The 12,975-nt window shown below is 66.0% G+C and carries 12 protein-coding genes; 6 read left to right on the plus strand and 6 right to left on the minus strand.

The features are described from left to right. Positions 1–5: 5 nt before the first annotated feature. From ACT53N_RS03245 to ACT53N_RS03260, 4 genes are all read right to left on the minus strand, one after another. A complete protein-coding gene (locus tag ACT53N_RS03245) occupies positions 6–3,149 on the minus strand; it encodes an efflux RND transporter permease subunit (protein ID WP_476062523.1) in 3,144 nt (1,047 codons plus the stop codon). Continuing rightward, complete coding sequence (locus ACT53N_RS03250; protein ID WP_476062524.1) at positions 3,149–4,276, minus strand: efflux RND transporter periplasmic adaptor subunit; 1,128 nt, start codon at positions 4,274–4,276, stop codon at positions 3,149–3,151. Before ACT53N_RS03250 ends, ACT53N_RS03245 begins: the two co-directional genes overlap by 1 nt. Before the next feature lie 119 nt (positions 4,277–4,395). Next, positions 4,396–5,145 carry a hypothetical protein gene (locus tag ACT53N_RS03255; protein ID WP_476062673.1) on the minus strand — a complete coding sequence of 250 codons (750 nt, stop codon included), beginning with the start codon at positions 5,143–5,145 and terminating at the stop codon, positions 4,396–4,398. 38 nt (positions 5,146–5,183) lie between these two features. Beyond that, entirely contained in the window at positions 5,184–5,957 is a 774-nt protein-coding gene (locus ACT53N_RS03260; RefSeq protein ID WP_476062525.1) for a class II aldolase/adducin family protein, read from the minus strand. A gap of 154 nt (positions 5,958–6,111) precedes the next feature. On the opposite strand from ACT53N_RS03260, the gene ACT53N_RS03265 reads away from it, so the two are divergent. From ACT53N_RS03265 to ACT53N_RS03285, 5 genes are all read left to right on the plus strand, one after another. Continuing rightward, the gene (locus tag ACT53N_RS03265) at positions 6,112–6,774 is read left to right on the plus strand and encodes a DUF969 domain-containing protein (RefSeq protein WP_476062526.1); all 663 of its coding nucleotides are present in this window, start codon (positions 6,112–6,114) and stop codon (positions 6,772–6,774) included. Then, positions 6,771–7,727, plus strand: a complete 957-nt coding sequence (locus tag ACT53N_RS03270) for a DUF979 domain-containing protein (protein WP_476062527.1) — start codon at positions 6,771–6,773, stop codon at positions 7,725–7,727. Before ACT53N_RS03265 ends, ACT53N_RS03270 begins: the two co-directional genes overlap by 4 nt. Next, entirely contained in the window at positions 7,724–8,719 is a 996-nt protein-coding gene (locus ACT53N_RS03275; RefSeq protein WP_476062528.1) for a DUF2891 domain-containing protein, read from the plus strand. The genes ACT53N_RS03270 and ACT53N_RS03275 overlap by 4 nt, the downstream gene beginning before the upstream one ends. Before the next feature lie 130 nt (positions 8,720–8,849). Beyond that, positions 8,850–9,044, plus strand: coding sequence for a hypothetical protein (locus ACT53N_RS03280; protein ID WP_476062529.1), 195 nt, complete (start codon positions 8,850–8,852; stop codon positions 9,042–9,044). 76 nt (positions 9,045–9,120) lie between these two features. Continuing rightward, the gene (locus ACT53N_RS03285; RefSeq protein ID WP_476062530.1) at positions 9,121–9,270 is read left to right on the plus strand and encodes a hypothetical protein; all 150 of its coding nucleotides are present in this window, start codon (positions 9,121–9,123) and stop codon (positions 9,268–9,270) included. 3 nt (positions 9,271–9,273) lie between these two features. Here the strand turns inward: ACT53N_RS03285 and smpB are convergent, their stop codons facing one another. Together smpB and dapA are read right to left on the minus strand one after the other, a co-directional pair. Beyond that, positions 9,274–9,732, minus strand: coding sequence for an SsrA-binding protein SmpB (gene smpB, locus ACT53N_RS03290; protein ID WP_010919079.1), 459 nt, complete (start codon positions 9,730–9,732; stop codon positions 9,274–9,276). Continuing rightward, complete coding sequence (dapA, locus tag ACT53N_RS03295; RefSeq protein ID WP_476062531.1) at positions 9,732–10,616, minus strand: 4-hydroxy-tetrahydrodipicolinate synthase; 885 nt, start codon at positions 10,614–10,616, stop codon at positions 9,732–9,734. Before dapA ends, smpB begins: the two co-directional genes overlap by 1 nt. 256 nt (positions 10,617–10,872) lie before the next feature. Between dapA and ACT53N_RS03300 the strand changes: the two genes are divergently transcribed. Next, positions 10,873–12,972, plus strand: coding sequence for a lytic transglycosylase domain-containing protein (locus tag ACT53N_RS03300; RefSeq protein ID WP_476062532.1), 2,100 nt, complete (start codon positions 10,873–10,875; stop codon positions 12,970–12,972). The last annotated feature ends 3 nt before the right edge of the window (positions 12,973–12,975 follow it).

Raw genomic sequence — 12,975 nt, forward strand, 5'->3', positions numbered from 1 at the left:
CCGGTTTATGCGGGTGAGGTTTGCCCCTCACCCGACTTTTCCTGGGCTTCATACGCTTCGATCTGGCGCGCCGTCCACTCCGGCGACTTCGTGAAGCGCGCCAGGAGGTCGTAGAACACCGGAACGATGAACAGCGTCAGCAGGGTGGCGAAGATCGCGCCGGTGAAGATCACCGCACCGATCGTCTGACGACTGCCCGCGCCCGCGCCCGCCCACAGCATCAGCGGCAGCGCGCCCATAGCGGCCGAGACCGAGGTCATGATGATCGGACGCAGGCGCAGGGCCGCCGCCTCGATCACCGCCTCGCGCACCGTCAGGCCCTCGTCGCGCAGCTGGTTGGCGAACTCGACGATCAGGATGCCGTTCTTGGTGGCGATGCCGATCAGGATGATCAGACCGATCTGACTGTAGGTGTTGATGGTCGAGCCGGTCATGAGCAGGCCGAACAAGCCGCCCAGCGCGGCCAGAGGCACCGTCAGCATGATGACGGCAGGGTGGATCCAGCTCTCGAACTGCGCCGCTAGCACCAGGAACACCAACAGCAGCGCCAGACCAAAGGCGATGGCGATGCCGCCGGAGCCTTCAATGTAGTCCTTGGCCTGACCGCCCCACTTGATGCTGACGCCGGGCACAGGGCGCTGCGCAGCTTGATCTCTGAAGAACGCCACGGCGTCCTCGACCGTGTAGCCTGGATTGAGCTGAGCCGTCAGCGTCACCGAACGTAAACGGTCAACGCGGGGCCGGTCCGGCGTGTCGCCTCTCAACTCGGTGGTGACCACGGTGGACAGCGGCACGATCGCCCCTGTGCTGGTCCGCACATTGAGGCGGTTCAGATCCTCGATGCTCCGGCGCTGATCCAGATTGGTCTGCAGGATTACGTCGTACTCCTGGCCGTTCTTGATGTAGGTGGTCGCCCGGCGCGAGCCGAACATGGTCTCAAGCGCGCGGCCGACCGACTGCGCCGAGACGCCGAGCGTCGCCGCCTTGTCGAGGTCGATCTGGACCAGCAGACGCGGCGCTGTCGGCTCATAGTCCAGGCGTGGACGGGCCAGGCCCGGATTGTCCTGCGCCTCCGCCAGGATCGGCTTCAGCCATTGCGCCAGTTGTACGTAGTCGTTGCCGACCGCGATGAGATCGACGTTCGTGCCGCCGCCACCGCCACCGCCGCCACCGCGCTGGAACGGCCCGCGCACGCTGGCCACGGCGCGAACGCTGGTGAACTTGGAGAGCTCTTTGTTGAGCTCCGCAGCGACCTCGTCAGCGGTCTTTTCGCGTTCCCCCCAGGGCTTCAGCGCGACAACGCCGTTGGCGCTGTTGAACGAGTTCCCGCCAAATCGGGGGATGGTCATGATGGTCCGTTCGGAAACGCCATCCTGGCGATACTTGTCGAGGACCTTCTCGATCTTCAGACCAATCGCCGAGGTGTAGTCGTAACCCGCCCCCTCGGCCGCCGAGATCGAGACGTCCACCCGTCCACGGTCTTCGGCCGGCACCAGCTCCTTAGGCAGGCTTACAAACAACAGCGCCGCGAAACCCGCCAGCAGCAGCACCAGCCCGCCAGAGATCGCCGCCGACCACCCGCCCAGAATCTGGGAGAGAGACGCGCGATAGGAGGCGCTCAGCGCGCCCATGGCCTTGTTGACACGTCGCGCCAACCAGCCTTCGCCATGCGCCGGGCGCAGCAGCTTAGACGCCATCATCGGCGACAGCGACAGCGCCAGCAGCGCCGAGAAGGCGACCGCCGCCGCGATCGCTACGGCCAGCTCCACAAACAGACGGCCGATGTAGCCCGGCAGGAACATCAGCGGCGCGAACACCGACACCAGCACGATGGTGGTCGCCACGACGGCGAAGAACACCTGGCGGGTGCCGCGCTCGGCGGCCACCAGCGGCGGCTCGCCTTCATCGACCCGGCGCTGGATGTTCTCGACCACCACGATGGCGTCGTCGACCACCAGACCCACGGCCAGCACGAGGGCCAGCAGCGTCAGCAGGTTCAGCGAGAAGCCCAGCGGCGCCAGGATGATGAAGGTCGACAGGATACAAATCGGGGCGACGATCGACGGGATCAGCGCCGACCTCCAGCTGCCCAGGAAGAGCAGGTTGACCAGCACCACCAGGCCGATCGACAGAGCCATGGTGATCCACACCTCGTGGATCGCCTCGGCGGTAAAAACCGAGTTGTCGACCGCCACCACCATCTTGGTGCCTGGGGGAAGGGTTTGGTTGATGACCTCCACCTCGGCGCGGACGGCCTTGGAGATCTCGACGTCATTGGCTTGGGACTGGCGGGTCAGGCCGATGCCGACCTGATCGACGCCGTTGCCCCGGAACAGACGGCGGCGCTCATCGGGCCCCTCTTCGATCCGCGCGACGTCGCCCAAGCGCAGCACGTAGCCAGCGCCGTTGGCGGCCCGAAGCGGCAGGCGCGCAAAGTCTTCCGGCTTGGCGTAGCTACGCGCCACCCGGATCGTGAAGTCCTTGGCCGAGCTCTCCAATGAGCCAGCGGGCAACTCGAGGTTCTGCGCGTTGAGCGCGCTCTCGACATCGTCCACCGTAACGCCGCGCGCGGCCATCTCGTTGGCGTCGAGCCAGATCCGCATGGCGTAGATCTTGGCGCCGAACAGGTTGGCCTGGGCCACGCCGTCGATCGTCGACATCCGCTCGACCAGATAGCGGTCAGCATAGTCAGCCAGCTGCAACGGGTTCAGCGTTGTGGACGTGAGGTTCAGAATGATGATCGGCGCAGCGTCGGCGTTGGCCTTGGCGATCTGCGGCGGATCGGCCTGATCCGGCAGGTTGCTGGTCACGCGGCTGACGGCGTCGCGCACGTCATTGGCGGCCGCGTCCAGATCGCGGTCCAGATTGAATGTGATGCTGATGTTCGAGCGGCCGTCGCGCGACGAGCTATTGACCCGGTCGATGCCTTGGATGCCGGCGACCTGGCGCTCGATCACCTGGGTGATGCGCTCTTCGATGACTTCGGCCGAGGCGCCGCGATAGCTGGTCGAGACCGACACTACGGGCGGATCGACGCTGGGCAGCTCGCGGATCGGCAGCGAGGTGTACGCCGCCAGACCGATGACGCAGAGGATGATCGCCGCGACGGCGGCGAATACGGGGCGACGGACGGAAAGATCGGACAGCATCAGCCGGCCTTACGGTCAGCGCCGCCCTTGGCGTCAGCCTTTTGTCCCGGTTTTTCGCCAGACTTGCCGCCGGCGATCGAGGCGCCGTCCTGAATCCTGTTCAGACCATCAGCGACGATCTTGTCGCCCGTCTTCAAGCCCGAGCGAATTTCGACAAAGCCCCCCTCGGTGAGCCCCGTGTTGACGTCAGTGCGGCGCGCGACCATGCCCTTCGGCCCCTTGGCGACGACATAGACCGAGGCCTGTTCGCCCTCGAATTGCACGGCGGCTTCCGGCACGGCGACGCTGGTGCGCACGCCCTGGTCGATCGCCACCTTGACCAGCATGCCCGGCTTCAGGCGTCCGCTGGCGTTGGGGAATTCCGCGCGGGCCTTGAGCGCCCGCGTGGTCGGATCAATGCGGGTGTCGAGCTGAGCGATGCGTCCCTGAAACGTCTCGCCCGGCAGCGCGTCGGGCTTGGCGACGATCGGCAGGCCGACGCGCAGGGTTCCCAGATAGCGGTCAGGGACCGAGAAATCGACGCGGATCACAGCAGTGTCGTCGAGGGTGACGATCGCGGTGCCGGGGCTGATCAGCATGCCCGGCGCGACGTCCGAGATCCCGACGCGGCCGGCGAAGGGGGCGCGGATCACGCGGTCAAGCTTGTTGGCTTGGGCGGATTCGACCGCAGCCTTCGACGTCTCATAGGCGGCCAAGTACTGCTCGGCGGTGGCGCGCGGGGCGATGCCCTTGTCCGCCAAGGTCTTCCAGCGCTTGTAGTCCCGCTCGGCCTGGGCCAGACGCGCACGGGCCTCGGCGATGCCGGCGTCCTCGGCTTCAGCCTTGAGCTCGACCAAGACCTGACCGCGCGAGACGGCTTGGCCGTCGGTGAAGCGGACGGCCGTGATCAGCTCGGCGGTGTTGGAGGTGATGGTCACCGACTGGCGGCCCTTGGCCGCGCCCAGCACTTCGATACGGTCCGTGAACGAGCGCTCGCCGACCACTGTCTGCGTGACGGCGGTCGCGCGGCCACCGCCGCCACCGCCCTTGGTCTCCTTGTTGGCGAAAGCCAGCTTGAAGCCGCCCACGCCCAGCATGAGAACGACGGCGGCCAGGGCCACGACGAGGAAGAAGTGCCTACGGATCAAGGAAGTGCTCCGGGCGCCGAACAAGCTCGGCGGGGTGACAAACGCGGCGAGATATGACCGCACCGTAAACCGACGTCCAGTGACACCAGGATGACTGTGTGTTGCAGCGCTGAAATACGCTAGAGGTTACGCCATAGAGCCAGCACGACGCCGCGATCTCGGGCGGTTTCGCGCCCCGCCAGGGTGTTTCGCCAGCCGACTTGCGCGCTCCAGGGTCCAAAGGCGCGGACGACTGAAATCTCGCTCTTCAGCCACTGCGAATCCGGGCCTTCGCGCTCGGCTTGTCCGGCGTAGGTCTGCGCCAGGACCAGAGTTTTGGACGTCGGACGAAGGCCCAGCGTAACATCCAGTCGGTTCTCGTCCGCCAGCCCCTCTCGCCGAAGCCGGGCGGCCTGGACATCCAGATAGACCGGCTTCCCGCGCCAGACAGCCGAACGTCCGTAGAGCACTCTGGCCTCCAGATCCAGACTGCCCTCCCCGGGCGCCGCATAGCCGGCGTTTCGCCCCGCGCCCGCCTCGGCCGCTCCAAGATAAAGCGACAGCGCTGAGCGGTCGTCCTGGCGCACGGCCCAACGCAGCCCCAGCTCAATCGGCCCTCGGCCTGCGTAGTCCGTCCATCGGTCGCGCCCACGTGTGACGCCCGCCTTGGCTTGCAGTGTCAGCCGCTCGGTCAAGCCGCGCTCGACGAACATGGAAACCGCCTCGTCGCGGCGCCGGTTGATGTCGATCTGTTGGCCTTGCGGATCAAAGCCCTGATCGGCGGTCTGTCGCTCGTACTTGACGATGACCTGCGTCTTGCCCGGCGGAACGGGCCAGGCGCCTGCGGTCGCCGTATCGACGCCCAGACACGAAAAAGCCGCCGCGATCACCAGGATCACGGCGGCCTTTGCGACGTCTGAAGCAGTGGCTAGTCGGCGTAGCCCGGCGACTCGCGGTCGAGCTTGCGCAGACAGCCCGGCCAAGCCAGGCCGCCGATCATGCCCATGCCCATACCGGTCTGCTTGCGAACCTCGTCCTGCGCGGCGTCGGGGGCCAGCAGGACGTTTTCGCGTCCGATCGAAAGCGCCATCACCTGCTGCGCGCATGCTCGCTCCAGGAAGAACATACCCAACCAGCATTCAGCCGCGGAAGCGCCCACCGACAGGGTGCCGTGGTTGCGCAACATCATCAGCTTCTTCTGGCCAAGGTCGGCCACGATGCGCTCTCGCTCCTCAAGGTTGAGCGCAATGCCTTCATAATCGTGATAGGCGAGTTGAGGCAAGACGATTAGCGAATGTTGAGTCAGCGGCAACAGGCCTTCCTTGTGCGCCGAAACCGCCACGCCTTGGTCGCTGTGCAGGTGCATCACATAGTGGGCGTCGTCCCGCGCGGCATGGACGGCCGAGTGGATCGTGAAGCCCGCCGGATTGATGTAGTATGGCGTCTTGTCGATCACGTTGCCCTCGAGATCGACCTTCACCAGGCTCGAGGCCGTGATCTCGCCGAAGAACATCCCATAGGGATTGATCAGGAAATGATGGTCAGGGCCCGGAATGCGGGCCGAGATATGGGTGAAGATCATGTCGTCCCAGCCGTGCAGGGCCACGAGACGATAGAGGGCGGCGAGATCGACCCGCGCTTGCCATTCCGCTTCGCTGACCTTGCCCTTCAGGGATGTGATGGGCATAGCGCCGTCGGCCATTGGGGCCTCCCGTAGGTTATCATTGTTGAGTTGAGCGTCGCGCCGAGGCGTCGGGTCGTCAAGCGGAACCTCGTCCGCAGCGATGCGACACTGGCTTGCCAGCAAGGCCAAGCCGTCGGACGGTCCCCCTCGGAATGAGGGGGAGTCGCCGGGGATGCTGAGCCTACTGGGCGTTGCGGTGATCGTGCTGGGCTTCGCCCTGCGGTTCAATCCGCTGCTGGTCGTGGTGGCCGCCGCCATGACATCGGGCCTGGCTGCGGGCCTGACCCCGGTCGAGGTGCTGGCCGCGTTTGGCAAGGCGTTCAACACCAACCGTTATGTCAGCGTCGCCTGGCTGGTCCTGCCCGCCATCGGCGTGCTGGAGCGCGTGGGACTGCGCGAACAGGCGCGGCGCACGATCCAGAGCCTGCAGGCGGCGACGGCGGGACGGATCCTGCTGGCCTATCTGGCGCTGCGCCAGGTCGCTGCCGCGCTGGGTCTGACCCAGGTCGCCGGCCACGCCCAGACCGTCCGTCCGCTGCTGGCGCCCATGGCCGAGGCCGCCGCGGAGCCCCTGTCCGACGACCAGCGCCAGAAGGTCCGGGCCATGAGCGCGGCCACGGACAATATCGGCCTCTTCTTCGGCGAGGACATCTTCCTGGCGATCGGCTCAATCCTGCTGATCGTCGGTTTCCTGGACCAGAGCGGCATCACCGTCGAGCCCCTGGCCCTCTCGGTCTGGGCGATTCCGACCGCCATCGCCGCCTTCCTGATCCATGGCGCACGGCTGTTGATGTTCGACCGCCACCTCGCGCCCAAGACGGAGGACGCCGCATGATCGGCCTGCCGCTCGTCTACCTGCTGTCGGGGCTGATGTTCGCCGCTTTCGCCGTGCTCAGCGCCGGCGACCGTGAGAATCCCAAGCGTTTCGGCAACGCCGCCTTCTGGGGCCTGTTCGCCTTGAGCTTCCTGGCCGGCGACCATCTGGGCGACTTAGGCAACGGAGTGCTGGTGATGTGCCTGGCGCTGATCGCCGGGAGCGGCCAGTTAGGCGTCGGTGCGCCGAAGAGCACCTCACCCGAAGAGCGGGAGAGTCTGGCGGCGGCTCATGGCGTGAAACTCTACGCGCCCGCCCTGGTGATCCCGGTGCTGGTCCTGGCCGGGTCCTTGACCTTCAAGCACTTGATGGTCCAGGGCGTGCATCTGGTCGATCCCAAACAGGCGACCCTGATCGCGCTGGCTCTTGCGGCGCTGATCGCGGCGGTTCTGTCCCAGGTGATGTTCAAGCAGCCCGCCGGCGCGCCGGTTCAGGAGGGCCGCCGCCTGATGGATCTTGTAGGCTGGGCGGCGCTGCTGCCGCAGATGCTGGCGGCGTTGGGCGCGGTGTTCGCGCTGGCGGGCGTCGGCAAGTCGATCGGCGAGATCGCCGTGATGATCACCCCCGTCGACAACCGCTTCGCCGCCGTCGCCGCCTACTGCCTGGGGATGGCGGCTTTCACAGTCATGATGGGCAACGCCTTTGCTGCCTTCCCCGTCATGACGGGCGGCATCGCCCTGCCGCTGGTCATCGGTCATTTCGGCGGGGACCCGGCCGTGGTCTGCGCCATCGGCATGCTGTCGGGCTTCTGCGGAACGCTACTGACGCCGCTAGCCGCCAACTTCAATCTTGTGCCCGCCGCCCTCCTGCAGTTGAAGGACCGCTACGCCGTGATCCGCGCCCAGGCGCCCACGGCCGTCCTGATGCTGATCGTCAACGTGATCCTGATGAACGCCCTGGCTTTCCATCGATGAGCCTCGCCCGCTCCACTGCCTCCCGCTTCGCCAAGATCGCGCTGGGCCACCTGACCCGCGAGTATCCCAACAAGCTAGACCACGTGATGGGCGGTCCAGAGGACGTGCAATCGCCTCAGGCGCTGCATCCCATTTTCTACGGCAGTTTCGACTGGCACTCGTGCGTGCACGGTTACTGGCTGCTGGCCACCCTTCTGCGCCTGCGTCCAGAGATGGCCGAAGCGCCGACCATCACGGCGCTGTTCGACGACGCCTTCACCGAAGAGAAGGTCGCTGGCGAGGTCGCCTATCTGCAGCGTCCGGAGAGCCGGGGCTTTGAACGCCCCTACGGCTGGGCCTGGAGCCTGATGCTGCAGGCCGAACTGCTGCGGCACAACCGCCCGTGGGCGCAAATCCACGCTCCGCTGGCGCTGGCCTTCAAGCAACGGTTCGAAGCCTTCCTGCCGATCGCCGACTATCCAGTTCGCGCCGGCACGCACTACAACACCGCGTTCGCGCTGGCGCTCGCCTATGAGTTCGCCGAAATGACCGGTGATCAGGCGTTTTTCGATCTGCTGCAGAACCGGGCGCTGATCTGGTACGGTCAGGACGCCGATTGCCAAGCGTGGGAGCCGTCCGGCGACGACTTCCTTTCTCCGGCCCTGATGGAGGCTGAAGCGATGCGGCGGCTGCTGCCGCGCGAGCGCTTCGATCTCTGGTTTCCGCGCTTTTTGCCCCATCTGGCCGACAAGCAACCAGCGACCTTGTTCACGCCTGCCCGCGTCAGCGACCGTACCGACGGCAAGATCGCCCATCTGGACGGGCTGAATCTCTCGCGCGCCTGGTGCTGGCGCCTGTTGGCGGGATCCATGTCAGAGCATGACGCCGGCCAAGCCCACGCGGTGAACGCCGCCATGAGCCACCTGGCGGCTGCTGTTCCGCATGTCTCTGGCGATTATATGGGCGAACATTGGTTGGCGACGTTCGCTCTCTTGGCGCTTGAGAACAGTTAGGCTGAACCTGCGAACACCTCGTTACCGCTACCACCTTTACAATCTTTGACAATGATTTGGACCAGACGCGCGCTAAGCACGACCTGAGCCCAACCTAAGGGCGCGCCTCAAATCTAGGGAGCTCGTCGTCATGTTTGACGCCGCGCATTGTCAGCGTATTGAAATCGCCCACGTTTCCGAAGGCTGGGTGGTCACCGAAGGCGGCCGTCTAGCGGGGCGCTTCGAGTCCGTTGAGACCGCCTACCAACAGGCGCTCGCCATCTGCGGAGCGCTCTTCGAACAGGGCGTACCGTCTCAGGTGTATGAGCTGCCCCGCGCAGCCTAAGGTCCCGAGCGCTGGATTTACAATCATTGACAATTGCCACCCCCTGTTAGGGTTACCCTAGAAGTCGGGGACTGATTTGCCGCCGGGGGGCGGCCAACCGGAGCCGGGTATGGCCCAGACTACGCGTAACACCCTGCGGAGCGAAGTTCGCACCTTCTTGATCGTCAGCGCTGGTGCGTTCGCCCTTGGCTTGGCGCTCGGCTTTGTGATGATGGGCCGCTACTAAGCCTCAATCGCCGCGATCGCCTTTCATCAAGCGCGCCTTGTCGCGCTGCCAATCGCGTTCGGCGGCCGTATCGCGCTTGTCGTGCAGCTTCTTACCCTTGGCGAGACCGACTTCCAGTTTCGCCAGACCCTTATCGTTCCAATAGAGCTTGATCGGCACGAGGGTACGCCCCTCGCGCTGAACCGCGCCGATCAGCTTGTCGATCTGGCGACGGTGCAGCAGCAGCTTCCGGTGACGACGCGGCTCATGGTTGAAGCGATTGGCATGGCCGTAGGGCGGGATATCTGCGTTGATCAGTACGATCTCGCGCCCCTCAACCGAAGCGTAGGACTCGGCGATGTTCGCCCGACCGGTCCGCAGGCTCTTCACCTCGGTGCCGGTCAGCATGATGCCCGCCTCGAACGTCTCCTCGATAAAGTAATCGAAGCGCGCGCGCCGATTTTCAGCGATCGGCTTGGACATCAGCGCAGACCTGCCTCGCGCATGGCTTCCAGGATCGTCGGACGTACGGCTTCGGCGCACGGCGTGATCGGCAACCGCACGTCTTCCGCACAAAGACCCAGTTGCGCCATGGCGAACTTGGTCGGCGCGGGGGACGAGTCGAGGAACAGCGCCTTGTGCAGACGCACCAGGCGATCCTGCCAGTAGAGCCCCTTCTCCCATTCGCCCTGCATGCAGGCGTTCATGAAGGCCGAGCAGGCCTCAGGCGCGACATTCGCGGTCACCGAAATCACCCCGTGGCCGCCGTGAGCCATGTAGCCAAGCGCGGTCGGATCATCGCCCGACAGCATCACCCACTCGGGCCCGCACATCAGGCGCTGGAAGCTGATCCGGGTCAGGTCGCCCGTAGCGTCCTTGATCCCGACGATGTTGGGCAGCTTGGCAAGCCGCGCCAGCGTCTCGTTGCTGATGTCCACGCCGGTCCGGCCCGGCACGTTGTAGACGAAGATCGGCAGCTCGACGGCGTCGTTGATCGCCTTGTAGTGCTGGTACATGCCCTCCTGGCTGGGGCGATTGTAGTACGGCGTCACCACCAGGCAGGCGTCGGCGCCGACGGTCTTGGCGTGACGGGCCAACTCGATGGCTTCATCGGTGGAATTGCTGCCCGCGCCCGCGATCACCGGAACGCGGCCTGCCGTGGTCGTCACGCATAGCTCGACGACGCGGCGATGCTCTTCATGCGACAGGGTCGAGGTCTCGCCCGTGGTGCCGACCGGCACCAGGCCATGCACGCCCCCGACGATCTGGCGCTCGACAAGGGCCACGAACCCTTTCTCGTCCACCTCACCGTCCCGGAACGGCGTGACGAGGGCCGGAATGACGCCCTTGAAGTGAGACTGGACCATGACTTGCAAATTGCCGTGAGGATGGAGCCGCATGTGTTGCGGCGGGACGATGGGGGCGGACAATATGTCCCTGCCCCGCCGTCCCGCAACCGGCTCTCGGTGCGGATCCAAAGGAGCAGGTGCGATTTGATGGGCCAAGCCATCCGGGTCAAGCCCGCGAGCCGACTTTAAGAACCCTATTGCAGCCTGAATCGCCGCATAGGGCTAACGAACGAATTCGAGTATGAGGTCTCCCAAGGACCGTAAGGAGAGCGTTTTGGTTTCAGGAATGCGCCGGTTGCTGCTCGGAGGAGCGTGTATCGTGACTATCGTCGGGGCCGCTGGCGCCCAGACGACGACGTCCTACGCCTCCGCGCAAACCACGCCCAGCCTGATCACCACGCCCCCCACCGCTGTCAGCACGGCGCTGAGCGACACCGACTCGGCCAATCTGCAGACCGCCCTGGCGGCCGCCAAGCGCGGCGATGTTTCCGGCGCGCGCATGGCCATGGACAGCCTGCAGGACCCCATCGCCAAGAAGATCGCCCAATGGCAGCTGGTCGACAGCAACGCCGAAGCGCTGAGCTTCTTTGAGCTGGACTCCGCGCGCCGCGATCTGGCCGGCTGGCCGCGCGGAGCCCGCCGCGACGCCGCTGCGGAAAAGGCGCTCTCGACCTCGGGCCTCGACCCCGCGCGGATCATCGCCTGGTTCGGCGGCGCCCAGCCGACGACCGCCGAAGGCGCTATGGCCTTGGCTAGCGCCTACCAGGCCACTGGCCAGAACCAGCAGGCCTCGGATCTCATCCGCCGTACGTTCCGCGACAAGGTGTTCGAGGTCGACGCCCAGCGCAGCATGATCGCCCGCTTCGGGGCCATGCTGACGCCCGAGGACTATGTCCGTCGTGCCGACATCCTGCTCTACGGCCAGCAAGGCCCGGCGGCCCGTGAGATGGTCGCCATGCTGTCCGAGACCCAGCAGGCCGCCGCGCGCGTCCGGATGGCCTATCGCGCCAATTCGGCCAGCGGCAACGACCTCTACAACAATCTGACGCCCGATCTGCAAGACTCGCCCGGCGTCGTCTTCGAGCGCGCCGCCTATCTGCGCCGCAAAGGCATGGACACCTTGGCCCTGCCGATGGTGGCAAACTTTCCCGCGCCGCCGACCGAGGAAGCCTCGACCGCGATCTGGCGGGAGCGGAAGCTGCTGATCGTCGGCGCATTAAAGGCTGGTGACAGCAACGGCGCCTACGCGGCCGCCTACAACACCCGGGCGCTCGCTCCCGCCGACATCGCCGAGTCGGAATTCTACGCCGGCTGGATCGCCCTCACCCGGCTGCGCGACGCCAACGCGGCCGCCGCCCACTTTGCTCAGATCGCGGCGGTGGGCGCGTCGCCGATCACCCGCGGTCGGGCGCTGTACTGGCAAGGGCGCGCGGCCGAGGCGCAAGGCGACCCGATCGCCGCCCAGGCCTTCTACGCCGAGGGCGCGCGGCATATCACCACCTTCTATGGTCAGCTGGCCGCAGAGAAGGCGGGGATCCGCGAGCTGCGGCTTGAGCGCGATCCGATTGTCACCCAAGCCGACCGCGCCCGCTTTTACGGCCGTGAGCAAGTCCGAGCAGCGCGAATACTGGCCGACATCGGGGCCCGAGACCTGTTCCGCAGCTTGGTTCTCTACATCGACGACACCCTGCCAAACGCCGAGGAGACCGCGCTGCTAGTCGACATGGCGCGCGGCTATGGCGACCAGGACCTGGCGATGCGCGCGGTGCGCACCGCCGCCCAGCGCGGGTTCATCCTGCCGGAGCGCGGCTATCCGCTGCTGGACCACCATTTCACGCCTGGTCCCGGCGCAGCGGAGACGGCCTTCGTCTATTCGATCTCGCGCCAGGAGAGCAATTTCGATCCGGCCGCCCGCTCGGGTGTCGGCGCGCGTGGGATGATGCAGTTGATGCCCGCCACCGCCTCGCTGGTCGCCCGCAAGCTGGGCGAGCCGCACTCGATCGATCGCCTGGGCGACGCCTCCTACAACATGCGCCTGGGCTCGGTGTACCTGGGCGACATGATCAGGACCTTCAGCGGCTCCTACATCATGGCCGCCGCCGCCTACAACGCCGGCCCCGGACGTCCGGCGCAATGGGCTGGCCAATGCGGCGATCCGCGCGGCGCGTCCACCGATCCGCTCGACTTCATCGAGTGCATCCCGTTCTCCGAGACCCGCAACTACGTGATGCGAACGCTTGAGACGACGATGGTCTATCGCGCGCGCCTGAACGGTGGCGTCACGCCGCTGACGCTGTCCTCGGAGCTCAAACGCGGCGGTTACGTCTACACGCCGTCGGTCGCGTCCGCCGAAACGGCTAGCGGGCAGCCCTAAGCA

The organism is Caulobacter sp. DMC95 (genome assembly GCF_056313785.1).